This window comes from Streptomyces sp. NPDC089424, from assembly GCF_044749345.1.
In the GTDB taxonomy this organism is placed as follows: domain Bacteria; phylum Actinomycetota; class Actinomycetes; order Streptomycetales; family Streptomycetaceae; genus Streptomyces.
Map to the genome: position 1 here is coordinate 1,142,228 of NZ_JBIVHU010000001.1, position 25,021 is coordinate 1,167,248.

The window sequence follows — 25,021 nt, forward strand, 5'->3', positions numbered from 1 at the left end:
TCCTCTTGTGTGGCGTGGGGGCGGTCGGCGGTGCGGGTGGGCGCGGTCACGGGAACGGGTGCGGGGCCGGGTTGAGGTCGGCCGCCCGCAGGTCCCGCTCGCGCAGCCCCGCCTCGCGCAGGGCGGTGCGCAGCCGGGGCATGCCCAGGGCACGCTGACGGGACCAGCCGAAGTCGATCGGCAGCAGACCGGGGACGAGCACGCTGAACGTGTGCAGCCCCAGGAGCCGCTGTTCGGGCAGTGTCTGGTCGACGACGACCACGTCGAACCCGGCCTCGACGACCGCGCCGACACAGCGCTCCAGGTCGTCCCGCAGATCCGGTGCGGCAGCCGCGCCCGAGGCGTCGGGCCAGCGCAGGTCGGCCACCGCGAGCGACGGCCCGGCGGCCGGGGCGCGCAGCAGGAAGTCGGCGTGGACACCCATCTCGGGGATGCCGTAGACCAGCGGGTGGTCGTGCAGCGCGGTGACCCGCGAGAAGTCCTCGGCCATGGCGCGCAGCCTGTCCTCGTCGCGTTCGGACCGCCCGCGCAGATTGACCGCGTCGGTGGCGATCTCGCACAGCGCGGCGTCCAGCGCCGACTCCGGGTCGAGCCCGGCGCCCGCGCCGAAGCACATCCGCCCCAGACCGCCGTCCATCCGCTCCGCGACGCCGGTGACGACGGGGATCGGGAAGGTGATGCGGGTGTCGAAGAACCGGGCCCGGTAGCCGTACATCGCCAGCCGGTCCACCATGTGCCGGGTGGCGGGGCGGGCGCTGGTGGCGGGGTCGATCTCCGGCAGGGACTGCTGCCCGTACCAGGCGAGCAGGAAGGCGTCCCGTTCGACGACCTCCATCAGGCCGAAGTAGACGGCCTCCTCGGCACAGCCGCCCGACGCACAGCCGTTGGAGCTCTCCTGGACGAACCGGTTCTCCAGGCCCGGCGCGTGATAGTACGTCAGGATCTCGGGCACGAGGCGAGGCTCGTGGTCGCGCAGGGAATACCCCCACACCCACGGGATCTCGCGGTCCGGGGAGAAGCGCACGACGTGCGGGTTCTCCTGGTGGAACGCCTCCGAGTAGAGCCCCACGCGTCTCGGGTCGACCGCCTCGGACCCGAACTCGTCGAGTGTCCCGGTGACCGACGTGCGCTTGCCGCGCGCCCGCATGCCCGCGTACCGCTCCAGCCCTTCGAGGACGCCGATGCGGGCCGAGGTGCCGAAGGAACCCGCGTGTCCGCCCCAGAACGTCTCGCGCAGGTACTCGCCGGAGCGCATCGAGAAGCAGCCGATGGTGGCCGACGTCGACGTGGAGGACACGTCGTGCACGACGGACGGGCCGAGGGCACCGCACACCGGGTTGGCGAAGGCCGCCACGTCGATGTCGTACGCCTCGATCCCGCGCAGCCGGAAGGTGCCCGGGGCGTGCTTCGGGGCGGCCTCCAGGGTGACGACGGCGCCCTCGGGCGAGTCGGCCACGGGCCGGGAGCAGGCCGGGCACTGGGGGTCGGGGACGAGCGGGTGGCGACGGACCGACAAGGTCTCCAGGTCCAGCACATGGATGTCCGGGAAGGGCTCACGCACCGGCTGCTCGCGCGCCTGCCCCACCAGTGCGGCCAGGGCCTCGGCGGCGAACGGGACGGCGTACGGCCAGGGGCCCGACTCGTGCGTGGCGCCGCCCAGTTCGAGGGCGTCGCGCAGCGCCACCGAGCGCACCGCCTGCCAGCGCCGGGTCAGGCACTGCGGGCACGGCGCCACCCCTTCGACCGTGACGGGGCCCACCACGGCCTGCCGTGCGTACAGGTGCACGGGCACGGTTCCCGGCGGGTGCGGGCTGTGGCTCCCGGCGAACGCGTCGCCGAAGCCCAGCGCGCGCACCGACACGGCGATGCCGCCGTGTCCCTGGTCGTCCAGCGCGGTGCGCAGCAGGCCCGTCATGAGCCGCACCGGACTGGGCCCGTCAGCCGCCGGCGCGGTCGCCGGCCGGTCCGTGGTGCTAACGGACACGCCCGGCCTCCGAGGTCAGCAGGACGCGGACGACGTGCACACCGGCGCGCTCCAGGTCGACGGAGCCCGTCGGCACCACGAGGGCGTCACGGCGCTGCTCGCCGAGGCGGCGCAGCACGTCCGCCCACGCGGGCGGGTCCGTCTCCTCGACGGTCGCGGCGGCCAAGACGGCCAGCGCGCGCGGATCGAAGTCGCTGAGCAGCGGATCCCCGTACGAGATGCCCCCGGCGCGGCCCTGCTGCTCCAGCTGGACCTCTCCCAGCAGGTCGCGCAGTGCCGCCGAGGCCGCGGCCGGGTACGACAGCTCCGCGGCCACCGCCCAGCGCTCCCCGGCCCGGGCCAGCACCACGGCCACGCCGGAGTGCTCCCGCTCGCCGAGGTCGAGCAGCTCCGCCTCGACGCCGAGGTTGGCGGCGGAGCGCAGCAGGAAGGTGAGTTCGGGATCGGTGTCCGCGGGAACGACGACACCCGGCACTCCGGGCGAGCGCATCGCGCGCTGGAGCGCGTCGTACGCGAGGGCCGACAGCACGCCCCGTGCGGCGGCCTCGGCGGCACTCGCCCCCGCCCTCATGCCGGCGCCCGTCGCCTCGAAGAGCCGGTCGCGGTTGTCGGCGCCGAACGGGCGGACCGCCTCGCCCGGCACCAGGAACCGCTCCTTGGTGAGCAGGGAGGTGGCGGCCACCCAGCCGCGCACCGCGGACCCCGCGTCGCCGATGCCGGTCCACGTGCCGAACCCGGTCGGGGCCAGGCGGACCGACGGCTCGGGCGCGCCGGTGCGCCGGTGCGGGACGACGTGCTCGGCGTAGGTCTCGGCGGCACGGTGCAGGGCGCGCAGCCGGGCGCCCGCGACGTGGTGGACGTCGGCGGCGCCGACCCGGCGGGTGTGCCCGTGGCCGAGGCCGAGCTCCACGACGCTGAGCTTGAGCGGCGTCTGCGTGATGTCCTCGTCGTCGTAGCGGGTGAACACCCCGGCGTGCGGTCGCAGCAGCACCGAGCGGCGGTTCAGCTCCTCCACCAGGGCGTCCGCCTCGCGGGCGGTGTCGACGGTCGGCAGCGCGAGGGCGGCGCCCCCGGCGTCCGCGCTCGCGAGGTCGATCTCGGGCAGGACCGCCTCCGGCTCCTCCGCGCACCACGGGCAACGGGGGTGGGGCAGCAGGGGCTCCGAGGTGACGTCGAGCGACTCCACGTCCTGGATGATCAGCTGCCCGGCGGTCTCGGCCGGGAGCGCGCCGGTCGCGGTCTTGAACACCTCGTAGCCCAGCAGGTTGCCGAGCATCGCGGCCAGCGGGCGGCCGGGATGGGCTCCGGGGGCCCGGGTGGCGGCCGTCGGGTCCAGGGCGAGCGAACTCCACACGTCGGCGGCCCGCGCGGCGCCCGCGCCCGCTCCCAGCCGCAGCACGGCGCACGACCAGCACCCCGTGGTCTGCGCCGACATCGACGGACCGACCACCGCGTGGTCGCCGAACGACCAGGCCGGTATGAGGGTGCGCCCCGCGGGCACCCCGGCCCGCAGCAGCGGGAACACGACGCGGGGAGCCTCGGGCCCGCCCGTGACCACCACGACGTCGTAGCCCTCGACGGACTCCCAGGCCAGGGGCGCGTCCGAGCCGCCGGACGCGTCGAGTTCGCGCAGGTCGACGGGGCAGCCGTCGGCGTCGGCGGCCGCCGCCTCGTCGGTGATCCCGTCCAGGCCGAGCCCCGGCAGGACGCCGATCGCGGCGCTGCCGTTGCGGATCAGGCTCAGGACGCACCAGCGGGCCACCAGATCGGTGCCGAGGACGGCCACCCGGGTGTCGCGGAAGCGCTGGAAGCGGCGCGCGGCGTCGTCTGCGTAGTGGTCGGCGTAGGCGATCTGCGCCGCGTAGCGACGCGCCACGTCGTCGGAGGGCTCGGGCCCGTCGAACGCCTCCGGCGAGGGTCTCGGGGGCACGGAACGGGCGAAGCCCCGCTCGTACAGGGTGCCGACGAGTTCGCCGACCATCGCACGCTGGCGCTCACCGAACCCCGCGCAGATCTCGGCGACGGTGTGCTCGCCGTCGAAGTGCGGCACGAGCAGGGTGGCGAAGCGGTACGCCGATTTGGCCGTCAGCCGGAAACCGCCGTCGGCGTTGTGGAAGAGGACGCCGTCGGGGGTCTCGGTGAACAGGACGTCGCGCCGGATGCGGGGGCGGGACGCTGCGACGGCTTCGTACCGTGCGGTAGGCATGCTGATGTCACCTCTGGATGGGGGCCGGTGGTGGATGGGTGGCCGGGTGGGCCTGATGTGTTCGGCGGATGCCGTGGTCAGCCGGGGGATGCCGTGGTGCCGAGGGGGACCGTCGACGGGGCGGTCCCGAGCTGACGCGCGTAGATTTTGAGCAGTTCGTGGATGCGGTAGGGCTTGGGCGGGCCCTCCTCGACGAAGCCGGCGTCCGCCAGCCGTTCGAGGACCTCGTCCGAGACGTCCGCCGGGTCGGAGGCGGCCGGGACAGCGGGGCGCTCCGTGGCCAGCAGCAGGAACGCCTCCCGCAGTTCGGGGCTCAGCCGGAGCAGCGCCGCTTCGAACACCCGGGGTACGGACATGAGGGGCTCGTCCGCCAGGGCGAGCCTGGCCGGCAGGTCCGCGGCCAGCCACGCGGCGCAGTCGCCGATGCCGAGGCCGGGGCGCGTCAGCAGGCGGGCCGCGGCGATCCGCAGGCTCAGCGGGAAGTGGTCGCAGATCCGGGCCAGTTCGCGGGCGGCGTCGGGCTCCTCGGCGACCCGCTCGGCGCCCAGGGTGGCGACCAGCAACTGGTGCGACTCCTCCGGGGCGAGCGTGTCGAGGCGGTGCACGACCCCGCCGTGGGTGGCGACCAGGCCCGCGAGTCCGCGGCGGCTGGTCACCACCGCGACGCCCTCGCCGGGGGAGGGGAGCAGGGGGCGTACCTGCTCCGCGCTCACCGCGTCGTCGAGGACGAGCAGGCGGCGTCCGGTGCCGTGTGCGGGCAGTTGGGCCCGGGCCTCGGCGGCGTCGAGCGGGCTGCCGTCCGGACGGGTCAGGGCGAGGGTGAAGCAGCCGCCGGGAAAGGCCTCCTGAGCGAGATGGCCTGCCTGGAGGGCGAGAGCGGTCTTGCCGATCCCGGGGGCTCCGGAGATCACCACCGGTCCGGCGCCCGGGGCGTCGGCGGTCAACGCGCGTCGCATCGCCGCGAGTTGTGCGGCTCGCCCGGTGAAGCAGGGAACGGGCGCCACCGTGGCGAGGGGGAACGACGCCGACGGCGCGGTGGGCGGCGCGGGTGCCGTCGGCACCGCGGCCGGAGTCGCGCCGGGGGGCTGCGCCAGGGGCGCGGGGGGCTGGGCCGCCGCCGCGGCGGCGGGTACGGGGAGCGGCGCGTCCGGTGACGGGACGCTCGGCCCCGTCGGCCCGCCCGGGGGGAGCGCCGCCTTCGGCACGATTCGCGCCGCGATCGCCGGGAGGGTGCGGGCCGGCTCGACGCCGATCTCCTCGCCGCGCAGGATCGCCAGCTCCAGGCGCTGCAAGGGGGTGCCCGGGTCGATGCCGAACTCCTCCTTGAGCCGGTCCTTGACGGCCCGGATCTCCGCGAGGGCCTCGGTCTGGCGGCCCGTTCGGTAGAGGGCCTCGATCAACTGCTCGGAGAAGCGTTCCCTCTCGGGGTGCCGCTTTGCCGCGTCCCAGACCTCCGACAGCACCTCGCGACATCGTCCGCGCGCCAGTTCGATGTCGCAGAGGCGCTCCAGCGCCCGCAGGCGCTCCTCGGTCAGCCGGGGTGCCTCGTCGCGATGGAGCATGTGCGAGGAGACGTTCGCGAGCACCGGGCCGTGCCAGAGGGCGAGCGCCTCCCTGAGTACGTAGGACTCGGTCTCGGCGTCGCCCACCAAGTCCGCCGAGCGGACCAGTTCGCGGAATCGGACGAGGTCGAGGGTCTCGCGGTCCATGCGCATCCGGTATCCCCCGGGGACCGCCTCGATCGCGTCGTTGGCGATCCCGTACTTCGCGAAGATCCGGCGCAGCCGCAGGACACAGCTCTGCAGGGCCGCCCGCGCGGTCGCGGGGGGTTCGGTGTCCCAGACGGCGCGTACCAGGTACTCGGTCGACACGGCCGCACCGGAGTGGATGAGCAGGGCCGCCAGCAGACTCGTCGGCTTGGACGGCTGCAAGACGGCGGCGTGCTCGCCATCGGCGATGCTGAGCAGCCCTAGCAGCTGGAACCGCATCCTGTTTGTCGCTCCGTTTGTTTGCTGACGGTACGGGAGGGCGGCTGGTCGAGCTCGCTTCCGTGGCCGACAGGAATACGAATGCAAAGGTTGGGGGGTAAACGGTCTACTTCTATTCCTTGCTGATCGGCAGCGGCCGTCAGGCCCCTTTTTGGGAGTGCCTTACATGCAGGTGCCAGCGGACACCTTAGTGATGACTTGGAGCCACGTCGATCCCCCGGGTTGGAGAAAGTTAAGGGGCGTCGGATTTACTCCGCATTCCCGTGAATGCTGCACTTGGTGCGTTTGTCCAGCGTGTCTCGGTGGTCGCGAAGTGCGCAGGTGGAAGCGGGAATTCCGGGTAGTGCCGACCCTAGGGTAAGAGCGGATCGGTTCCCTAGGATGTGCCGCCGTCGTCCGTTCGGCCCGTCCGCAGAGGCGCTTCTTCGTGGCTGAATTCGATCCTAGGAACGTGAATATGTCTCTGCTTTTATCGCTGACACGGTCGCGCGCCACCATTGCGCTGAGGGAATTTGCTGTGGGTTACTTGGGGTGGCGAAGTCCTTCGCCGAGGGGGCGAGGTTTCGCCGCCCTTGCCCGTCATGGCGAACGGCTCGGGGAGGGGTCGTTAATTCCCGCGGTCGCGCCGGCGTCGAAAAGGTGTGCCGGACGCGCTCGCCTCAGGGGGCCTCGCAGGCCCTCAGGACGGTCGCCCGGAAGGACGCCACGACCGGGCGGAGGTCGACCCGGTGCCAGACGGCCCACAGGCGCACGGACCGTTCGAACCAGGGGAGCCGGCGGACGGTGACGCCCGGCGGGCGGTTGCGGAGCATGCTCTCCTGCACCAGCGCCATGCCCAGGCCGGAGGCGACCAGACCCAGCGCGGTGAGGGCGTCGGGGGCTTCGAGCCGGATGTCGGGAGTGAAGCCGGCGGCGGCGCAGGACGCGACGAAGTCGTCCCGCCAGGCGGGATCCTGGCTGTTCTCGACCGCGACCCAGGGTTCGGCGCCCAGCGCCGGGGCCGCGATCTCCGTGCTCTCCGTCAAGGGGTGGCTGCTCGGCATCGCCAGCAGCAGGGGGTCCTCGACCAGGAGCGCGCCGCGCAGGTCCGGGTCCGACGCCGACGGGGCCTCGGAGACCAGCGCGATGTCCAGGCTCCGCTGACGCAGTCCCTCGAACTGCTCCGCCGCCGTCAGGTCGTAGAGCGCGACGTGCATCCCCGGCCGTTCCCTGTGCAACTCGCGCAGCGCGAGCGGCAGTACACCGGTGTGCATGGCATGGCTGACGTAGCCCACGCACAGTCCGCCCTCCTCGCCGCGGCCGAGGCGCCGGCCGAGGTTCTCCAGCCGGCTCGCGTGCCGCAGCAGGGCCTGGGCCTCGGAGAGGAACACGCGGCCGTCGGAGGTCAGGCGCAGGCGCTGCTGGCTGCGCTCGAACAGGACCAGGCCGAGGTTCTTCTCCAGCTGCGCGATCTGCCGGCTCAGCGGGGACTGGGAGATGTGCAGGCGTTCCGCCGCGCGTCCGACGTGCTCCTCCTCCGCGACCGCGACGAAATAGCGAAGTTGTCGCAGGTCAAGCATGTGAGACCCTCCAGGACTCAAGTATGTCCAAGTGAGTCTTGGACAGTCTGACGGCTCGATCCTAACCTCGAAAGCGCAAGAGCCGCGGAGGAGGACAAAGCAGCATGAACTCCGCGCACCGCAGAACAGCGAAGGATCTTCCTCATGGGCATCAAGTCCCTGCTGCCGGGTTCCCTGGGCTTCGGCACCGCGCCGCTCGGCAACATGTTCCGCGAGATCCCCGACGACGAGGCGAGGGCCACCGTCGAGGCCGCCTGGGACCAGGGCATCCGCTACTTCGACACCGCGCCCTTCTACGGTGCGGGCCTGTCGGAGCTCCGCCTCGGCGAGGTGCTGGCCGGCCGTCCGCGCGACGCGTACGTGCTGAGCACCAAGGTCGGCCGGGTCGTCCTGGACGAACTGGAGGACCCCGCCGCCCGCGATCTGGGCGAGAAGGGCGGTCTGTTCGCGCACGGCCGGCCCCACAGGATGGTCGACTCCTACACGGCGGACGCCACCCTGCGCTCCGTCGAGGACAGCCTCGAGCGCCTGAGGACGGACCGTCTCGACATCGTGTGGGTGCACGACGTGGCCCAGGACTTCCACGGCGACCGGTGGCTGTCCCAGTACGAGACGGCCCGCACCGGCGCCTTCCGCGCCCTGCAGCGCCTGCGCGACGAAGGCGTCATCAAGGGCTGGGGCCTGGGTGTCAACCGGGTCGAGCCGATCGAACTGACCCTGGACCTCGACGAGCCGCGGCCCGACGCGTTCCTGCTGGCCGGCCGCTACACCCTGCTCGACCACGAGCGGGCCCTGCAGCGCCTGCTGCCGGCCTCCACCGAACAGGGCGTCGACATGGTCGTGGGCGGGCCCTACAGCTCCGGCATCCTCGCCGGTGGCCGGCACTTCGAGTACCAGCAGGCGCCGGCCGGGATCATCGCCAAGGTCGAGCGGATCAAGGGGCTCGCCGCCGAGCACGGCGTGAGCGTCAAGGCCGCCGCCCTGCAGTTCGCGCTGGCCCACCCGGCCACCGCCGCGGTCGTTCCGGGCGCCACCCGCCCGAGCCGTATCGCCGAGGACGTCGCCGCCGTCGGCGAGCGTGTCCCGGCGGCCTTCTGGACGGCCCTGCGCGAGCAGCGGCTCATCGCCCCGGACGCTCCCACGCCCTGACCGTCACCCCCTGCGGCCCCACCACCACGCGAAAAGGAACAGCACCATGGCCACCACCAGCGCCTCCGTGGACGTCCCCAGCTCCGCCGACGACGTCTGGCGCCTCATCGGCGGGTTCGACGCCCTGCCCGACTGGCTGCCCTACATCCAGAAGAGCGAACTCGACGAGGGCGGTCGGGTCCGTCGTCTGAGCAACGGCGACGGCGACGTCATCGTCGAACGGCTCAAGGCCTTCGACGACGAGAAGCGGACCTACTCCTACGCCATCGAGCAGGCGCCCTTCCCGGTCACCGGCTACCTCTCCACGCTGACCGTGCACGCCGTCACGGGGGCACCACAGGCGGCACGCGTGGAATGGTCCGGGACCTTCACCCCCGTCGGTGTCGGCGACGCCGAGGCCGAGGCCCTCTTCCACGGCATCTACGCCGACGGACTGGCCGCGCTGCTGAGGGCGCTGGAGGGCTGAGGGCCCCCGCCCGGCACGGGCACCTGCCCCGGAGACGTCCGCGTCGCCGGGGCAGGGCCGTCCGCGCCCCCGCCGGGATCAGCCCGCCGGGACCTCGTCGACGAAGGACGTGCCCGCGCCCCGGTACCCGGCCACCTTGGCGGCCACCTGTGCCGGGGTGAGGACCTGGTCCTTGATGTGCAGGACGTAGTCGACCTGCTGGTCGTACGCGCGCGGCGTGGTCGAGGTCTGGCCGTTGAGGTCGATCAGCCACTGGTTGAAGTTGATCGACATGGGCCGCTCGGGGAGGTACGCGGCGTCATGGGTGCCGAAGTGCACGCCGTCGACGTAGTACGTGATGGCGTTGTTGTCGATGGTCACGACCAGGTCGTGCCAGCCCGCGAAGCTGGTGCGGCTCTCGCTGTGCTGGTTGACGGCCTGCCAGGGGTCGGGGTTGTACGTCTCCCACGAGGTCGTGTAGAGGATGTTCGCCGGCTCGCCCCAGCCCCCGTTGGGCAGGTACTCGAAGTCGTACTCGGCGTAGTCGTCGGCCATCGGGGCCTTGAGGTCGTTGATGGTGAAGAAGGTCTGCACGATGTGGTCGCCGTCGGGTCCGGACTTCGGCGCGTCGGAGAACTTGACCCGGGCCGCGTACGTGCCGTTCCTGAACTTCGTCGCCCGGGTGAGGACTTCGGTGTGCCGGGTGGTCGCGCCGGTGCCCGCGGTGGAGGTCTCCATGTTCATCACCGTGTTGCCCGACTGGTTGACGAAGGTGACCTTCGAGGGGTCCCAGACGGCCCCCGGGACGCCGGGGCCGCCGGAGTTGGAGCGCACGCTCCAGCCGTGCGCCGAGAGGGCGGGGTCGGTGTGTCCGCTGTAGGAGAAGTCGTCGAAGAGCGCCTGGCCGCCGCCGGGCGGGTCGGTCGGATCGGTCGGGTCGGTGGGGTCGGTGGGGTCGTTGCCCTCGGGGGCGGTGCCCCATACGGTCGTTCCGGCGAGCTGGGCGGTGACCTTGGTCCAGTCGGCGTACGAGGTCTGGGCCGCGCCGAAGGAGTAGTCGTCGCTCTGCCGGAGCGTCTGCCAGTTGGACTGGTGGAAGCGCAGCTGCATGTCGCCGGTGTCGGCGCCCGGTGCCAGCGTGCCGGCGGCCGAGGTGAAGCCGATCTCCAGGTAGCGGTCGGCCGTGGCGGTGGGGTGCGCGAGGGTTCCGAAGGTGCCGGTGATGCCGGCGCAGCCGCGCACGGCCCAGGAGCAGGCGAAGCGGTAGGAGGCGCTCGCCGAGTCGGCCTTGAAGTAGTAGCGGATCTTGACCTGGCTCAGCTGGACCGTCCCGGAGCCGGTGTTGCGCACCTTGAACCACGGTTCGCTCTGGTCCGCGGTGGCTCCCGAGGCGCTGGTGCGGTACTGCACGGCCACCCCGTCGGCGGCCGCGGAGGCCGTCGTGACGGGCAGGGTGGCGAGGGCGGCGCACCCCGTCAGCGCCGTCAGGGCGAGGGCCACGCGGGTGCGCAGGCCGGTGGGGCGAGAGGTGGAACCAGGGGTGGGGCGAGAGGTGGGGCGAGTACTCATCCGTGGTCCTTTCGGTGACTCCCGCGCGCCGCGGGAGGGCAGGAGGTGGTGCACGGCGGTTCGCTGTGGTGCGGTCGGTGCGGCCGGGGTCAGACGGCCGCGGATGCCGGGCGGCTCGGCGGGACGGCGTACGGCACGCCCAGCGCGGCGAGGCGGGCCTGGTGTCCGGTGAGCCGGCTCCGGAAGTCCGGCCAGTCGGAGGCCGGGTCCCACACCCGTTCGGCGAGGGCGCACAGGCGCGGGAAGCTGAGGTACTCGATGTGCGCGGGGGTCGTGACGAACTCGGTCCACAGCTGCCCCTGCGCGCCCAGAATGCGTCCGCCGAGGGCGGGTTCACCGGACGGCGGAGTGAGGTCCAGGGCGTGCACGGTCGCGAGGTCGACGATCTGGCCGGGCTGGGCGGGGGGTTCACCGGGGCCGGAGGCGCGGGCGTAGTCGAAGTAGGTGGCGCGGTGGTCCGCGTACACCACGTCGTGCCCGTCGCGGGCGGCCGCCCAGGCGTGGGCGGGGTCCCGCCAGCTCATGACCGTGCACCCGGGGGGCAGGGCGGTGTCGGTCTCCGCCCAGACGACGGGCCGCCGGCCCGCCCGGACCAGGTGCGCCGCGATCCTGGCCAGCAGCCAGCCGTGCAGTTCGCCCGGTCCTGACAGGCCCTCACGTGCCACCCGGGCGGCGGCGTCCGGGCTCGTCTCCCACTCGTCGGCCGGGCACTCGTCGCCGCCGATGTGGACGTACGGGGAGGGGAAGACGTCCAGCACCTCGTCGAGGACGGTACGGAAGAAGTCGATGACGTGGTCGCCCACGCCGAGCACGTTCGGGCAGACACCCCACTCGGTCCACACGTCGAGCCGCCGGCCGGGGTGGTTGCCCAGCTGGGGGTAGGCGGCGAGGGCGGCACGGACATGGCCCGGCAGGCCGATCTCGGGCAGGATCGTGACGCCGCGCTCTGCCGCGTACCGTACGAGTCCGGCCAGTTCGGCGCGGGTGTACGAGCCGCCGTGCGGGCGGCCGTCGAAGCGGTCGCTGCCCGCGGGGCCGACCATCGACTCGGCGCGGTGGCCGCCGACCTCGGTGAGCCGGGGGTACGCCGCCACCGGCATGCGCCAGCCCTGGTCGTCGGTGAGGTGCAGATGCAGGACATTGAGCTTGTGCAGGGCCAGCAGGTCGACGTAGCGCCGCAGATAGGACGCGGGCTGGAAGTGGCGGGCCACGTCGAGCAGGGCGCCGCGCCACGGATGGACCGGCACGTCCGTGATCTCCACCCCGGGCAGGTCCACGGGGCCGCGGCCGGCCGTCGCGGACAGGGCGTCGGCGGGCAGCAGTTGGCGTACGGTCTGGACGCCGCGCAGCAGGCCGGTGGCGCGGGCGGCGCGCAGCAGGACGCCGTGCGGGCCGACGGTCAGTCCGTACCCCTCGTCGCCGAGACCGGTGAGCGTCGCGTCCAGCACCAGGACGAACGTGCCGTCGTCGGCGTGCTCCAGGCGTTGCCCGGTGGCCGGCGCGAGGTAGCCGCGCAGCAGTCGGGCGGCCGTCTCGGCGCCGGGGGTGACGCGCAGCCGGGTGGTGTGGTCGATGCGGTAGCGGCCGGGGCGCGGGGACAGTTTGCGGGGGCGGGGTACCAGGGAGAGTTCGGGGCGTGGCAGGTCCACGGGGTGCGTCTCCGATGGTCGGCGGGGCTCGTCGGGCGGGGGCGTCATCCCTTGACCCCGCCGGAGGCGAGGCCGGAGGTGACGTGGCGTTGGAGGGCGAGGAAGACGATCAGCGCGGGCAGCGCGAAGAGGGTGGCGGCGGCCATGGTGGCTCCCCAGTCGGTGCCGAAGGTCGACTGGAACGAGGACAGCCAGACGGGCAGGGTGCGGCTGTCCTGCTGCTTGATGATCAGGAAGTTGGCGTAGGTGAACTCGTTCCACGCGGTGATGAACCCGAACAGGGAGGTGGCCATCAGACCGGGCGCCAGCAGCGGGAAGGCCACCCTGCGGAACGCGCCGAGCCGTGTGCAGCCGTCGACCTGTGCGGCCTCCTCCAGTTCCGGCGGGATGCCCGCGATGAACCCGCGGAGCACCACCACGGTGAACGGCAGCGTGATCATGAAGTAGATCAGGGTGAGGGTGGGCAGCCGGTCGAGCATGCCGGTGTCGCGGGAGATGATGTACACCGGGATGATCAGCGACTCCCACGGCGCCATCTGCGCGATGAACACCGCCAGCATGAACTGCCGACGGCCGCGCCAGCGCAGCCGGGCCACCGCGTAGGCGGCACCGAGGGCGACGAGCAGGGCGAGCAGCACGGCGCTGAGGGTGACCAGGACGCTGTTGCGCCAGAACAGCCCGAAGCCGTCGGCCTGCACGGCACGCCGGAAGTGGTCGAGTGTCCACTCCCCAGGGATCAGGCGGGGCTCGTACGACTGGATGTCGCGGGAGGGCTTGAGCGCCGTCGACATCATCCAGTACACGGGGAACAGGCAGACCAGCACGGTCAGGGCGGCGGCGGCCCGCAGCGGGAGCCGGCGCAGCGCGCGGTGCGCGGCGTTCCGGCGTGCGGACGGGTGCGTCGTGGTCACAGGTGCTCCCCCTCCTGTCGGAACAACTGGCGGAAGTAGAGGACGAGGACGCCGCCCATGAGCAGGACGGTGACCATGGAGGCGGCCGAACCGAGGTCGTAGCGCTGGTTGGCGAGGGCGGTCTGCACGGCGTAGACGGGCAGGATGGTGGTGGCGTCGCCGGGCCCGCCGCGGGTCATCACCCAGATCTGGACGAAGGCCTTGAAGGTCCAGATGACTTCGAGGGACAGCACGAGCATGAAGAGGGGGCGCAGGAGCGGGAAGGTCACCGAGCGGAAGATGCGGGTGGCGCCGGCGCCGTCGATGCGCGCCGACTCGTACAGTTCGCCGGGGACCGTGGTGAGGGCCGAGTAGAGCGTGATGGCCGCGAACGGCACCGACTGCCAGACGATGAGCACCACCACGATGGTGAACGCGGTGCCCCCGTGGGCGAACCAGGGATAGCTCTCGAAGGAGTGGAACCCCAGGCCGGTCAGCGCCTCGTTGACGATGCCGAACTCCGAGTGGAAGAGCCACTGGAAGACGGTGGTGGCGGCCACCACGGGCACCGCCCAGACCAGCACCAGGGAGCTGAGGACCGCGGTCCTGCCGATCCTGCCCAGCCGTTCGATCATGAGGGCGACCAGCGTCGAGATGATCATGATCGCGACGACGCTGACCGCCATGAACACGAAGGTGCGGCGTACGGCCTCCCAGAACCGGGGGTCGGCGAGCAGCGTGCGGTAGTTGCGCAGCCCGACGAACTCGGCGTCACCCAGGATGAGTTGGCGCAGCCGGAAGTCCTGGAAGGAGATCACGACGGCCCGGGCGAGGGGGTAGAGCAGCAGGTACAGCATGCCGAGGACGGCGGGCGCGATCAGCACGTAGGGCCAGAGGGAGCCGCGGTCGGCGTGGCGGGCCGGGGCGGGGGCGGGCGCGGTGGGGCGCCGTGCCGGGCGGCGGGTGACGGAGCGGGGTGCGGTCCGCTCACGGGCGGTCGACACGGCGTCTCCTTGTCTCGGGGGCGCTGGGACGGACGGGAACCGGGGGCTCAGGAGTCGCTGTTGAGGGTCTCGGTGATGGTCCGCGACGCCTCGGTGGCCTCGGTGCGCGGATCGCCTCCGGTCAGTACGGCCGTCATGTAGTCCTTGACGGGGTTCTTGGCCTCGACGGCCGCCCACTGCGGTGTGTTGGGCGTGGCGTGGCCGTTGGCGGCGCCGACGGCCATCGCCGCCGCGCCGGGGTCGGAGGCGACGGCACCCGCCAGTGACGTCTTGTTGGGCACGTAGCTCATGGCGAGGGCGAGCTTCTTCTGCCAGGCGTCACCGGCGAGTTCCTTGAGGAAGGTGAAGGCCTCGTCCTGGTGGGCGGCGACGGCCGGCACGACGAGGTCGGAGCCGCCGGTGAAGACGGCGCCCGGGGTGGTCGCCGTCTTGCCCGGGATCGGGAAGAAGCCCAGCTTGCCCTTCAGTTCGGGGTTGCTCTGCACGACGACGTTGGCCCCGCCTGGCGTGGCGATGATCTGGGCGACACTGCCCTTGGCCATCACCTCGGCCTGCGGTGGCTGCGCCTCGTCGGAGTCCTTGGGGCCCTTGCCGAGGGCTTGCAGCCGGCGGTAGAACTCCATCGCGCGCAGCGCCTCGGGGCTGTCCAGTCCGCCCTTCCACTCGCCGCCGGACTCGGTGGCGAGGTCGCCGCCCTCGTCCCAGATGAACCCGGCCAGGGCGTACCAGTTCTGGCCCGGCAGGTAGATGCCCTGCGTGTCGCCCTTGTCGAGCTTCTCGGTGGCGGCGATCCACTGCTCACGGGTCTTGATGGCGCCGGCGTCGATGCCGGCCTTCTCGAACAGGTCGGTGCGGTAGATGACGACGCGGTTGGCGGCGTAGTACGGGATGCCGTACTGCTTCCCCTCGTACGCGCCGGGCTCTGCGAGGCCCTTGAGCCAGGTGTCGCCGCCGAGTTCGGCGACCTTGGCGGTGAAGTCGGTGAGTCCGCCGCTCTGGGCGTACTGGGCGACCTGGGTGTTGCCCACCTCGATGACGTCGGGGGCGTCGTTGCTGGCCAGGGCGGCGGTGACCTTCTCGCCGATGCCGTCCCACTCCTGGATCTGGATCCGCACGTCGATCTCGGGGTGGTCCTTCTCGAAGCCGGTCTCGAACTCCTTCTGGAAGTCCGCCGAGACGCTGTCGCGCATCAGCCAGACGTCGAGGGGGGTCCGGCCGCCGGTGGCGTCGGTGGACCCGCTTCCGGACGAGGAACAGGCGACGAGCCCGGCGCTCAGCAGCATCGCGCCGATCAGGGCAGGGGAGCGGTGTTTCACGGTTCACCTCTGGAGAGCCTGGAGTCGGGAGGGGCACGCGACACCGACTTGACCAGTAGGCCGCCTGGGCTTTACCAGTCGGTGCGGGGATGAAAATGGCATGGACCAATGAAGGCGTCAACCCTCCCCGCAGAAACGGAACTTCGGCCGTGGCGGCGGTTTTGTGCGACGGGATCACCTGGAGCTGAGTTGTCCGGGCCGGGTTGACCAGCAGACCAGTTACGATGACCAGTGACCGTCCCGACGACGAACGAGGGTCCGTATGGAGATCGACGCCGCCGCATCCGGTGCGATGCTCAAGCGCGAGCGGGTCCGCGACGCGATCCTCGAACTCATCGAGGCGCGGCGGCCCGGCGACGCCATTCCCTCCGAGCGTGTCCTGTGCGGTGAACTCGGGGTCTCACGGCCGACGTTGCGTGCCGCGGTGGACGAACTCGTGGTGGCCGGGCTGCTGGTCAGGGAGCATGGCCGGGGCATGTTCGTGGCCGCGGAGAAGATCACGCAGGAACTGATCTCCGACCGCAACGCGTTCAGCCTTCCGCAGGCCGGCGGTGTCTGGACCAGCCGGCTGCTGGAGTTCCGCACGCTGCCCGCCGGCGCCCGGGTCGGCCGCAAGCTGCGGATCTCGCCGGCGGCGGAGATCCGGTACGTGGCGCGGCTGCGACTGGTCGACGGCTCGCCGATGGCGATCGAGCACCTGCATGTCAGGGCGGACCTGGTGCCCGACCTGACCAGTGACGAACTGGAGCAGGGGGACCTGTACGAGCATCTGCGCGACCAGCACGGCGTCCAGGTCAGCGAAGCGGTGCAGTCCATCGAGCCCACCGTGGTCACGCGCGCCGAGGCGGACCTGCTGGACGTGCCGGAACTGTCCCCGGCGCTGCTCTTCGAACGCCTCACCACGGACACCCGTGACCGGCCGGTCGAGTACGTGCACTCGCTCTACCGCGGCGACCGCTACCGCATAGTCTCCCGCCTCGCCCTGGGCCCCCGCGTCGAGACCCCCGCCCCCCGCGAGGGCCACCACCCCGGCATCCCCCCGGGCGACTTCACGGGCGGCGACCCGGTCACGTTCTCCACCCGGGGCGTGGTCCAGCACGGGTTGTGAAGGCGCTGACGCCCTCGGGGTCATCGCCCCAGGGCGCTCGGGGTCGGGTGGTGGGGGGCGGGTTGGCCTGGGTGGATCGGTCGGGGGGACCGGGGGGACGGGGAGGGGGACGGGGTCGGGGGTGTGGAGGTGATCGGAGGGCTGGGGCGGGTCGCGGGGCCCGTGCGGGGGGCGTCCCCGAGGACGCGGGGGAGTGCCAGGGCCACGGCGACGAGGACCGCGGCGAGGGCGAGGAGTGCGGCCGGCCGGAGGCCACGGCGCAGGGAGCCTCGTGGCAGTACCCGTGGGGGGTGCGGGTGACGCAGTTGACGGTAGGTGACCGAAGAGGCCTTCGCCGCCAGGGCGGCGCGCAGGCGGTCCTCCGCGGACGCGGGCGCGGAGGTCGGGTCGGATGTCGTGCCGGAACTCATGCCGGATCCTCCAGTCGCCGTGCCAGGGCCGCGAGTGCGCGGCTGGCGGTGGACTTCACTGCGCCCCGGGACAGCCCGAGGGTCTCGGCGATCTGCGCCTCCGACAGGTTCGACCAGTAGCGCAGCACCAGCACCTCCCGCTGCCGTGTCGTGAGCCGGCCCAGGGCGCGCAGCACCTCCTGGTGTTCCTCCTTCAACAGCACGTGTTCCTCCGGCGGCGGCGCGGGACGCGGCCTCGGCGGCACGTAGGCGCGCACGGTCCTGCGGCGCCGCAGCACCGAGCGCGCGCCGTTGACGACGCTGCGCCGCACGTACGCCTCCGGATCGTCCAGGCCGGTCAGTCGCGCCCCGTGGCGCCGGTAGAGCGCCGCGAACGCGTCCTGGACGACGTCCTCCGCCGTCGGGACGTCGTCCACGAGGAGCACCGCCAGCCGCACGAGTTCGAGCCTGCGGTGGTGGTAGAGCTCGTCGATCTCGAAGGCGGCGCGGGGGCCGGAGACCGGCTCGACCACGACGGCGGGGGTGTGTGCCCTGCTGCTGGAGAGGCGGCGCAGGAGCCCCCGCACGCCCAGGGCGGGGCGTACGGGGGTCCAGGGGTGTGTCGCGGACACTCAGCGCCCGGCGGGTGCGGGTGCGGGAGAGCCGTGCGGGGGCACCGGCGCCGGGACCGGACGGGGCTCACCCGGTGCGTGGACGCCGGGAGCCGCGGGCCGCGGTACGGGCCGGACGGGTGCGGGGGCCGGGGCCGGCGCGCCCTCGGCGGGCACCGGCTTCGCGGAGGCGGGCACCGAGGCCACCGGCTCCGGCTTCGCGGGCGCGGGGGCGGGCCTGGCGGGTACGGGGGCGGGCTTCGCCGGTACCGGGGAGGGCTTCGCCGGCGCGGGTGCCGGCTTCGCGGGGGCCGGAGCGGGCGCGGGGGACGGGCCGTCGGCGTACGACGCGGCCGTGCCGCCGATCGCCAGGGCCGCCGTGACGGTGGACAGGGCCACCATGAGCCGGGTCCGCCCACGCGAGGGGCGCGGGACCGCCCGGTGCTTGCTGTCTGACATCAGTGCCTCGTCTTCGTGGTCTTCGTGGTCTTCGTGTCCGTGATCGTGAAAGGGCGCGGCCGTGAGCCCGTGCTCCGGCCCCGCCCTCGCTGTGACAGACGTGCGGCCCCCGGTCGGGTTGCAGGTGCCGGGACGGAAATTCCTCACCTGTCGGGCGTACGGTGGTCAGGAGGCGGAACGAAGCGGAACAGAGTCTTCACGAGGCGAGCGGGCAGGAGATCCCGAACGTAGAGATGTGCATGCGGAGGGGATCCTGTGGAATCCGAGCGGAACGAGGCGTCGACGAAGTACGGCACCGGCTCCGACGAGACGGAGAAGGAGCTCCTCGACGGACTCCGAGTGGACGAGGAACGGCCCGAGAGGCCGATCCTGCTGAACGCGGACGGCAGTCCCGTCGAGACCTGGCGGGACAACCATCCTTACGACCACAAGGTGCGCAGAGCCGCGTACGAGCGGCAGAAGCGCATCCTGCAGATCGAACTGCTCAAGATGCAGCGCTGGGTCAAGGACACGGGTCAGCGGGTCGTCGTGATCTGCGAAGGCCGGGACGCGGCCGGCAAGGGCGGGACGATCCAGCGGTTCACCGAGCGGCTGAACCCGCGCGGCGCCCGGGTGATCGCACTGGAGAAGCCGACCGAACGAGAGGCCGGCCAGTGGTACTTCCAGCGCTACGTCACCCATCTGCCCGCCCGTGGAGAGATCGTCTTCTTCGACCGGTCCTGGTACAACCGGGCCGGCGTCGAGCGGGTGATGGGCTTCTGCACGGACGACGAGTACCGCCAATTCCTCGTCCAGGCGCCGTCGTTCGAGAAGCTGCTGACGGAGGACGGCATCATGCTGGTGAAGTTCTGGTTCTCCGTCTCCCGGGCCGAGCAGCGCACGCGGTTCGCCATCCGCCAGGTGGACCCGGTACGCCGGTGGAAGCTCTCGCCGACCGACCTCGCCTCGCTCGACCGCTGGGACGACTACACGACGGCCAAGGTGGACATGTTCCGTGCCACGGATACCCCGCACGCGCCGTGGACGGTGGTGAAGAACAACGACAAGCGGCGCGGACGCCTGGAGGCCATGCGCAGTCTGCTCGACCGCTGCGACTACCCGGCGAAGGACCACGCCGCCGTCGGCAAGCCCGATCCGCTGATCGTGGGCGCCGCCGACACCCTGCTGGAGGCCGGTGAGCGCCCCACCGACCTCAGTCCCACGCCACTGGTCGGCCACCACGACGGCCCGGGGACCCATCCCGACGACGGCCCCGAAGGACCGGATTCAACTGATCCGGCGCTCGGATGAGCCAACCGCCCGGCGCGCACGTAAACGAAAGAGGGAGGGGCTGGTCCCGCCTCGCCCGCGTCGCCCGGCGACGCGCAGCTTGATTCGAGGAGAACCTTTCGATGAGTGCCGTACCCCTGCATGACCGGCTGGCCGGATACCAGCCTCTCGTCCTCGGCGCGTTCCGCATCGTCCTTGGCCTGCTGTTCACCAGTGAGGGAGTCGCCACCCTCTTCGGTGTCCTCGGCCGGGAGGCGAGTCCGGTGGGCGACTGGCCGTTCTGGTACGCCGGGGTGATCGAGTTGGTGTGCGGTGTCCTGGTCCTGCTCGGGGTGGCGACGCGCAGCGCGGCGTTCGTCAGCTCGGGCATCATGGCGTTCGCGTACTTCACCGAGCACCAGAAGGACGGCCTCTTCCCTTTGCAGAACGGCGGGTTGTCCCCCGCCCTGTTCTGCTGGGGCTTTCTGCTGCTCGTCTTCTTCGGCCCCGGCGCGCTGTCGCTGACCGGCCGGGCCCGCCGGGAGGGCGCGACGGACGGCGCGCGGATGCCCGGACCGGCCGTCTGACGCGAGCCGCCTCCGCCGCCGTGAGCAGGTGACCTTCGGCGCGGCGAAGGGCGCGAAAGGGAGCGGACGGCGTGCTTGTGTGAGCCCTGTACGCGCCCCCCGCCGAAGGGATTGTCTTACCGCGGGGCAGGTGGCCGTTTCACGCCACGTACTGCTTCGATCCGGTCGTGCGGGGAAGGCAGGTGGTCGCTGGTGTTGTTGCGTGTGCCGACGTCTGTGTCCGAGGCGAGGGAGTGTCTGGCCGAGGGGGCCGTGCTGATCGGCGGGGCGACGCTGTTGTGGGCCACATGGCAGCGGGACGGCTTCCCCGCGCTGGCGATGTCGCTGCGTGAGGTGCCCGAGGCCAACGTGCTGGAGCCGACCGCCCTGGGGGGCGCCGTGGTGCTGCAGCGGGTGGACGACCGGGTCCCCGACGCGCTGCGGCTGGCCGCCTCCCGCGTCGGCACCGGGGCGGTCCGGCGCAGCGCGACGGTCGGCGGCAACATCGTCGGCAGCACCCTTCGCTGTCTGCTGCCCGCGGCGCTCGTCCTGGACGCGCGGGCGACCGTGCTGGAACCGGACGGCGTCCGCGAGACGGACCTGGCCGAAGCGGTGGCCAAGCGTCCCGTCCTGCTCAGCCTGCGCTGGCGTACGCCCGTCACCAGCGCGTTCTTCAAGGTGGCCGGGGACGCGGGCGCGGAGCCGCCCTTGGTGATCGCGTCGGCGGTGCACGCCGAGGACGACGGCAGCCACCGCCTGCGCGCCGCCGTCCGGGACGGCTACGACGTGCTCGAGGGCAGCGTCACGCGCACCGACGACGTCGAGGAGACGCTTCAGGCGCTGCGGGCGACGGCCCTCGGAGACCTGCCACCCGCAGCCTGGGACATCGTGCACGCCCACATCGCCGCCTCGCTGCCCTGACCGGGGCGGCGTGCGGCCGCGTGCCGGCCGTCAGCTCATGCTGCCGGTGCGGGCCTGCTGCCAGAGGTCCACGCTGCCGGAGATGAGGGCGTGGCCGTCGATCTCGGAGAGTTCCTCGTCCGTGAAGGAGAGGTTGTCCAGCGCGGCGACGTTCTGCTCCAGCTGCTCGACCCGGGAGGCACCGATGACGAGGGAGGTGACGCGCTCGTCGCGCAGGGCCCAGGCCAACGCCATCTGGGCCAGGCTCTGACCGCGCCGCGCGGCGATGTCGTTCAGGGCGCGAAGACGCCCGAGGGTGTCGTCCGTGAGCCAGCCGGTGTCGAAGGACTTGTCCTGGGTGGCCCGGGAGTCGTCGGGGATCCCGTCGAGGTAGCGCCCGGTGAGCAGGCCCTGGGCGAGGGCGGTGAAGCCGATGACGCCGAAACCCTCCTCCGCGGCGACGTCGAGCAGGCCGTCCGTCTCGATCCACCGGTTGAGCATGTTGTAGGAGGGCTGGTGGATGAGGAGCGGAGTGCCCAGCTCCCGCAGGATCGCGGCGGCCTGGCGGCTGCGCTCGGCGTCGTAGGAGGAGATGCCGACGTAGAGGGCCTTGCCCTGCCGGACCGCGGTGTCGAGCGCGGTCATGGTCTCCTCCAGCGGCGTGGTGGCGTCCAGCCGGTGGGAGTAGATGATGTCGACGTAGTCCAGACCCATCCGCGTCAGCGACTGGTCGAGCGAGGCGAGGACGTACTTGCGTGAGCCGCCGCCCTGGCCGTACGGACCGGGCCACATGTCCCAGCCCGCCTTGGTGGAGACGATCAGCTCGTCGCGGTAGGGCCGCAGATCCTCGCGCATGAGCCGGCCGAAGTTCAGCTCGGCGGCCCCGTAGGGCGGGCCGTAGTTGTTGGCCAGGTCGTGGTGGGTGATGCCGAGGTCGAACGCGCGCAGCGCGATCCGGCGCTGGGCCTCGAACGGCTTGTCGTCACCGAAGTTGTGCCAGTAGCCGAGCGAGAGGGCCGGGAGGTCCAGGCCGGAGCGGCCGGTGCGCCGGTAGTGCATGCCGCCGTCGTAGCGGCCGGCGTCTGCGACGTAAGTGGACATGAGGAGCGTCTCCAAAGTGCGCGGGCAGGGGTGAACGCCCTGATCAGCGAGTGGTTACCACCTTGCGGCACCGCGATGGCGAAGTCCAACGCGTCCCGTCCATCACACTGTGCGCTCCCATTTCTCAATGCCCGCGGGCACTCCGGCGCGATGCGTCCACGTCCGTCGGTACGCCGCCGTGCCCCAGATGGTCCGTGCCGCGTTCTCCGATCCGAAGGGGGAACCCTGTTCAGCAACGGCGTTGACGCCGGGAAACCGACTTCCCCCCAGCCGTCAAGCCCGCACCGGCCCGGAGGCTCTGCCGATGAACCACCGCACGCATCCCGATCCAGACCGCGATCCGGCCCGGCCGGAAAGCGCCCGCCTCCCGGAACCCCTCGAACCCGGCACCGTCACCGCGGACACGACCGCCCTGGACCTCTTCCGTCACATCGCCGCCGCGCTCGGGCCCGACGGGACCCGCGAGGCCACCCCGCCGACGGCGTCCGGCGAGAGGCCGCAGCGGTGAGCGCCGGCCGATGGGTGGGGCTGGCCCTCCCGCTGCTGTTCCTGCTCGCTGCGGCCGTCATGGCCGTCATGGTGGTGCGCGACGGACGGAAACAGGGCCGGCGGGACGACGAACACGGTGACTGACCGCGTCCGGGTCCGTGCGGAGCCGTCGCGGACGGTGACGCCCGCAAGGGTGCGCGCGGCGCCGTGATCGACATGCGCGCTACTCCATTCGAATGCAGACTTGATCCGACAGAGCCGCCCTGAGAAAGCCCGCCCACTCTCCCCTCGGGAGGTGCCGTGGTCTTGATCGCGTTGCTGGTCCCGGCCCTACTACTGTTACTCCTTCTTGCGATGGAGGCCTTCGAGGACCTCGTGTTCCCGCCGCCGAAGACACCGCCGACGGAGGAGGGCCTGGAGGATCTGCCGGAAGATCCGGTGTCCACGTGAACCGCCGAGCCCCCGCACCTCCCGCGTGCGGGGGCTCGCCGGCGTCGAACATGTGATCGCCTCCGAGGAGACCTCCTCCGGGGAAGAGGCGGGTGTGTGAGACTCCGCTCATGACAACCGTGGCTCAACTGCGCAAGGCCGCGCTGGCGCTGCCGGAGGTCGAGGAGGGCACCCACTTCGGCATGGTCGCCTTCTCGGTGCGGGGCAAGGGCTTCGCCTCGGTGGCGAAGGACGGCCGGGTCCAGCTCCACCTCCCGGACCACGAGGCGGAGGCCGCCGTGGCCGCGCACCCGAGCGGCGAGCGCCTGGTCCGGATGGGCACGCCGATCGGCTTCTGTGTGCCGCTGGCCGACATCGGCGGCAAGGAGCTGAACGCGCTGGTGCGGGCGGCGTGGTTCGGTCGTGCCCCGAAGCGTCTCGCGGCGTCCCTGGCAAACGCCGAGGCGTCGGCCGGCGGACCCGGCGTGGACCTGCCTGCCGGTATCGGCAGGCCGGCCACCCAGGCCCTGCTCGGCGCGGGGCTGGCGACGCTGGAGCAGGTGGGGCGGCGCACGGAGGCGGAACTGCTGGCGCTGCACGGGGTCGGCCCGAAGGCCGTAGGCATCCTGGCCCAGGCCCTGGAGGAACGCGGGCTCACCTTCCGGAACTGACGGGACGCCGGCTCCCGGAACGGGCGGCCACGCTGCCCGTACACCCACGTGAACCGCTGTGGATGACGCATGCCGACAGCACCCTTGCCGCACCCGGAAACCACCTGCTTCCATCTGGTTAGGAAAGTTTCCTATCGGTCACGCCGATGAACGGAGTTCAGATGAAACTGAGGCTCAACCTGTTACGCCCGGCCGCGGTGGCAGCCGCGATCGGCGGCGCGCTGCTCCTGACCACGGCCGTCGTCCCCGCCGCCTCCGCCGGCGCGACGGCGCATCAGACGGCCGCGCCGGTCGGCCGGTCGGCCTCCGGCGACTCCACCGCGCGCGCCGCGGCGGACACGCCGGTGTCCCTCAACGGACAACTCAGGGTCTGCGGCACCAAGCTGTGCAACAGCCGCGGGAACCCCATCCAGTTGCGCGGCATGAGCACCCACGGCACCCAGTGGTACCCGCACTGTGTGACCAGCGGCTCCCTCGACGCGCTGGCGCAGGACTGGAAGGCCGACGTCCTGCGGGTCTCGACCTATGTGCAGGAGGGCGGGTACGAGACCAATCCCACGCACTTCACCAACCTGGCCAACTCCCTGATCCAGCAGGCGACCGACCGCGGCATGTACGTGATCGTCGACTGGCACATGCTCACCCCGGGCGACCCCCACGCCAACCTGAGCAACGCGCGGAAGTTCTTCACCGACATCGCCAACCGCAACAAGGCGAAGAACAACATCCTCTACGAGATCGCCAACGAGCCCAGCGGCGTGAGCTGGTCCCGGATCAAGAGCTACGCCGAGCAGATCATCCCGACCATCCGGAACATCGACTCCGACGCACCCGTCCTGGTCGGGACACGTGCCTGGTCCTCGTTCGGTGTCTCCGAGGGCGCGAACGAGTCCGAGGTGGTGAACAACCAGGTCAGGGCGTCGAACATCATGTACACCTTCCACTTCTACGCCGACTCGCACCGCGACGAGTACCTGGCGACCCTGTCCCGTGCCGCCGACGCCCTCCCCGTCTTCGTCACGGAGTTCGGCACCCAGAACTACGCCGGTGAGGGCAACAACGACTTCACCATGTCGCAGCGTTACCTGGACCTCATGGCGAGCAAGAAGATCAGTTGGACGAACTGGAACTTCTCCGACGATCACCGCACCGGCGCCGTGTTCAAGACCGGGACGTGCGACAACCCCGGCTCCTGGGTCGGTACCGCGCCGCTGAAGCCCGCCGGCGTGTGGATCCGTGAGCGCATCAGGACTCCCGACACCTTCCCGGTCGGCTGACCCTGGTCCCGCGC

The 25,021-nt window shown here is 72.0% G+C and carries 23 protein-coding genes; 11 read left to right on the forward strand and 12 right to left on the reverse strand.

From position 1 onward, the window contains the following. Positions 1-46 precede the first annotated feature (46 nt). The 4 genes from ACIP2X_RS05045 to ACIP2X_RS05060 form a co-directional block, all read right to left on the reverse strand. Positions 47-1,984, reverse strand: a complete 1,938-nt coding sequence (locus tag ACIP2X_RS05045; RefSeq protein WP_401667598.1) for a TOMM precursor leader peptide-binding protein — start codon at positions 1,982-1,984, stop codon at positions 47-49. Beyond that, positions 1,974-4,190 (reverse strand): TOMM precursor leader peptide-binding protein, encoded by a 2,217-nt coding sequence (locus ACIP2X_RS05050; protein ID WP_401667600.1) that lies wholly within the window; start codon positions 4,188-4,190, stop codon positions 1,974-1,976. Before ACIP2X_RS05050 ends, ACIP2X_RS05045 begins: the two co-directional genes overlap by 11 nt. 77 nt (positions 4,191-4,267) lie before the next feature. Continuing rightward, the gene (locus ACIP2X_RS05055) at positions 4,268-6,178 is read right to left on the reverse strand and encodes a BTAD domain-containing putative transcriptional regulator (RefSeq protein ID WP_401667603.1); all 1,911 of its coding nucleotides are present in this window, start codon (positions 6,176-6,178) and stop codon (positions 4,268-4,270) included. Between the two features lie 659 nt (positions 6,179-6,837). Next, positions 6,838-7,737 carry a LysR substrate-binding domain-containing protein gene (locus ACIP2X_RS05060; RefSeq protein WP_401667605.1) on the reverse strand — a complete coding sequence of 300 codons (900 nt, stop codon included), beginning with the start codon at positions 7,735-7,737 and terminating at the stop codon, positions 6,838-6,840. Positions 7,738-7,881: 144 nt separating this feature from the next. Between ACIP2X_RS05060 and ACIP2X_RS05065 the strand changes: the two genes are divergently transcribed. Next, positions 7,882-8,886, forward strand: coding sequence for an aldo/keto reductase (locus ACIP2X_RS05065; protein ID WP_401667607.1), 1,005 nt, complete (start codon positions 7,882-7,884; stop codon positions 8,884-8,886). Between the two features lie 46 nt (positions 8,887-8,932). Further along, positions 8,933-9,352: an SRPBCC family protein gene (locus ACIP2X_RS05070; RefSeq protein ID WP_401667609.1), complete on the forward strand. Its 420-nt coding sequence runs from the start codon at positions 8,933-8,935 to the stop codon at positions 9,350-9,352. Positions 9,353-9,430: 78 nt separating this feature from the next. Here ACIP2X_RS05070 and ACIP2X_RS05075 read toward each other — a convergent pair whose 3' ends face one another. The 5 genes from ACIP2X_RS05075 to ACIP2X_RS05095 all read right to left on the reverse strand — a co-directional run bounded on the left by ACIP2X_RS05075 (position 9,431) and on the right by ACIP2X_RS05095 (position 15,759). Further along, complete coding sequence (locus ACIP2X_RS05075; RefSeq protein WP_401667611.1) at positions 9,431-10,900, reverse strand: cellulose binding domain-containing protein; 1,470 nt, start codon at positions 10,898-10,900, stop codon at positions 9,431-9,433. Positions 10,901-10,989: 89 nt separating this feature from the next. Beyond that, a complete protein-coding gene (locus ACIP2X_RS05080; RefSeq protein WP_401667614.1) occupies positions 10,990-12,549 on the reverse strand; it encodes a beta-N-acetylhexosaminidase in 1,560 nt (519 codons plus the stop codon). A 44-nt stretch (positions 12,550-12,593) separates the two neighbouring features. After that, positions 12,594-13,460: a carbohydrate ABC transporter permease gene (locus ACIP2X_RS05085; protein WP_401667618.1), complete on the reverse strand. Its 867-nt coding sequence runs from the start codon at positions 13,458-13,460 to the stop codon at positions 12,594-12,596. Then, positions 13,457-14,443, reverse strand: coding sequence for a carbohydrate ABC transporter permease (locus ACIP2X_RS05090; RefSeq protein ID WP_401667620.1), 987 nt, complete (start codon positions 14,441-14,443; stop codon positions 13,457-13,459). Before ACIP2X_RS05090 ends, ACIP2X_RS05085 begins: the two co-directional genes overlap by 4 nt. Positions 14,444-14,490: 47 nt before the next feature. Next, positions 14,491-15,759, reverse strand: coding sequence for an extracellular solute-binding protein (locus ACIP2X_RS05095; protein ID WP_401667623.1), 1,269 nt, complete (start codon positions 15,757-15,759; stop codon positions 14,491-14,493). A gap of 262 nt (positions 15,760-16,021) precedes the next feature. On the opposite strand from ACIP2X_RS05095, the gene ACIP2X_RS05100 reads away from it, so the two are divergent. Continuing rightward, the gene (locus ACIP2X_RS05100; RefSeq protein ID WP_401667626.1) at positions 16,022-16,867 is read left to right on the forward strand and encodes a GntR family transcriptional regulator; all 846 of its coding nucleotides are present in this window, start codon (positions 16,022-16,024) and stop codon (positions 16,865-16,867) included. Positions 16,868-17,273: 406 nt separating this feature from the next. Here ACIP2X_RS05100 and ACIP2X_RS05105 read toward each other — a convergent pair whose 3' ends face one another. Further along, on the reverse strand, positions 17,274-17,789 hold the full coding sequence (locus ACIP2X_RS05105) for a SigE family RNA polymerase sigma factor (protein ID WP_401668887.1): 516 nt from the start codon (positions 17,787-17,789) through the stop codon (positions 17,274-17,276). Between the two features lie 99 nt (positions 17,790-17,888). Beyond that, entirely contained in the window at positions 17,889-18,326 is a 438-nt protein-coding gene (locus ACIP2X_RS05110) for a hypothetical protein (RefSeq protein WP_401667628.1), read from the reverse strand. A 255-nt stretch (positions 18,327-18,581) separates the two neighbouring features. Here ACIP2X_RS05110 and ppk2 point away from each other — a divergent pair, with 255 nt between their 5' ends. The 3 genes from ppk2 (at position 18,582) to ACIP2X_RS05125 (ending at position 21,061) form a co-directional block, all read left to right on the forward strand. Next, positions 18,582-19,616: a polyphosphate kinase 2 gene (gene ppk2 / locus ACIP2X_RS05115; RefSeq protein ID WP_401667631.1), complete on the forward strand. Its 1,035-nt coding sequence runs from the start codon at positions 18,582-18,584 to the stop codon at positions 19,614-19,616. 101 nt (positions 19,617-19,717) lie between these two features. Next, entirely contained in the window at positions 19,718-20,161 is a 444-nt protein-coding gene (locus ACIP2X_RS05120; RefSeq protein ID WP_401667634.1) for a DoxX family protein, read from the forward strand. A gap of 192 nt (positions 20,162-20,353) precedes the next feature. Beyond that, the gene (locus ACIP2X_RS05125; protein WP_401667636.1) at positions 20,354-21,061 is read left to right on the forward strand and encodes an FAD binding domain-containing protein; all 708 of its coding nucleotides are present in this window, start codon (positions 20,354-20,356) and stop codon (positions 21,059-21,061) included. Between the two features lie 30 nt (positions 21,062-21,091). Here ACIP2X_RS05125 and mgrA read toward each other — a convergent pair whose 3' ends face one another. Then, positions 21,092-22,141: an L-glyceraldehyde 3-phosphate reductase gene (gene mgrA / locus ACIP2X_RS05130; RefSeq protein ID WP_401667639.1), complete on the reverse strand. Its 1,050-nt coding sequence runs from the start codon at positions 22,139-22,141 to the stop codon at positions 21,092-21,094. Between the two features lie 304 nt (positions 22,142-22,445). On the opposite strand from mgrA, the gene ACIP2X_RS05135 reads away from it, so the two are divergent. The 5 genes from ACIP2X_RS05135 to ACIP2X_RS05155 all read left to right on the forward strand — a co-directional run bounded on the left by ACIP2X_RS05135 (position 22,446) and on the right by ACIP2X_RS05155 (position 25,007). Then, on the forward strand, positions 22,446-22,649 hold the full coding sequence (locus tag ACIP2X_RS05135; RefSeq protein WP_401667642.1) for a hypothetical protein: 204 nt from the start codon (positions 22,446-22,448) through the stop codon (positions 22,647-22,649). Further along, positions 22,646-22,774: a hypothetical protein gene (locus ACIP2X_RS05140; RefSeq protein ID WP_401667644.1), complete on the forward strand. Its 129-nt coding sequence runs from the start codon at positions 22,646-22,648 to the stop codon at positions 22,772-22,774. The genes ACIP2X_RS05135 and ACIP2X_RS05140 overlap by 4 nt, the downstream gene beginning before the upstream one ends. Positions 22,775-22,930: 156 nt before the next feature. Next, the gene (locus ACIP2X_RS05145; RefSeq protein WP_401667647.1) at positions 22,931-23,080 is read left to right on the forward strand and encodes a hypothetical protein; all 150 of its coding nucleotides are present in this window, start codon (positions 22,931-22,933) and stop codon (positions 23,078-23,080) included. Positions 23,081-23,190: 110 nt separating this feature from the next. Beyond that, the gene (locus tag ACIP2X_RS05150) at positions 23,191-23,730 is read left to right on the forward strand and encodes an MmcQ/YjbR family DNA-binding protein (RefSeq protein WP_401667649.1); all 540 of its coding nucleotides are present in this window, start codon (positions 23,191-23,193) and stop codon (positions 23,728-23,730) included. 161 nt (positions 23,731-23,891) lie between these two features. Beyond that, positions 23,892-25,007, forward strand: a complete 1,116-nt coding sequence (locus ACIP2X_RS05155) for a glycoside hydrolase family 5 protein (protein ID WP_401667651.1) — start codon at positions 23,892-23,894, stop codon at positions 25,005-25,007. Positions 25,008-25,021 lie beyond the last annotated feature (14 nt).

Excerpts from the sequence above, each read along its gene's own strand:
- ACIP2X_RS05120 (WP_401667634.1), top strand. The coding sequence starts at position 19,718 with ATGAGTGCCGTACCCCTGCATGACCGGCTGGCCGGATACCAGCCTCTC.
- ACIP2X_RS05075 (WP_401667611.1), bottom strand. The coding sequence starts at position 10,900 with ATGAGTACTCGCCCCACCTCTCGCCCCACCCCTGGTTCCACCTCTCGC.
- ACIP2X_RS05050 (WP_401667600.1), bottom strand. The coding sequence starts at position 4,190 with ATGCCTACCGCACGGTACGAAGCCGTCGCAGCGTCCCGCCCCCGCATC.
- ACIP2X_RS05065 (WP_401667607.1), top strand. The coding sequence starts at position 7,882 with ATGGGCATCAAGTCCCTGCTGCCGGGTTCCCTGGGCTTCGGCACCGCG.
- ACIP2X_RS05150 (WP_401667649.1), top strand. The coding sequence starts at position 23,191 with ATGACAACCGTGGCTCAACTGCGCAAGGCCGCGCTGGCGCTGCCGGAG.
- ACIP2X_RS05155 (WP_401667651.1), top strand. The coding sequence starts at position 23,892 with ATGAAACTGAGGCTCAACCTGTTACGCCCGGCCGCGGTGGCAGCCGCG.
- ACIP2X_RS05110 (WP_401667628.1), bottom strand. The coding sequence starts at position 18,326 with ATGTCAGACAGCAAGCACCGGGCGGTCCCGCGCCCCTCGCGTGGGCGG.
- ACIP2X_RS05060 (WP_401667605.1), bottom strand. The coding sequence starts at position 7,737 with ATGCTTGACCTGCGACAACTTCGCTATTTCGTCGCGGTCGCGGAGGAG.
- ACIP2X_RS05055 (WP_401667603.1), bottom strand. The coding sequence starts at position 6,178 with ATGCGGTTCCAGCTGCTAGGGCTGCTCAGCATCGCCGATGGCGAGCAC.
- ACIP2X_RS05100 (WP_401667626.1), top strand. The coding sequence starts at position 16,022 with ATGGAGATCGACGCCGCCGCATCCGGTGCGATGCTCAAGCGCGAGCGG.
- ACIP2X_RS05070 (WP_401667609.1), top strand. The coding sequence starts at position 8,933 with ATGGCCACCACCAGCGCCTCCGTGGACGTCCCCAGCTCCGCCGACGAC.
- mgrA (WP_401667639.1), bottom strand. The coding sequence starts at position 22,141 with ATGTCCACTTACGTCGCAGACGCCGGCCGCTACGACGGCGGCATGCAC.
- ACIP2X_RS05135 (WP_401667642.1), top strand. The coding sequence starts at position 22,446 with ATGAACCACCGCACGCATCCCGATCCAGACCGCGATCCGGCCCGGCCG.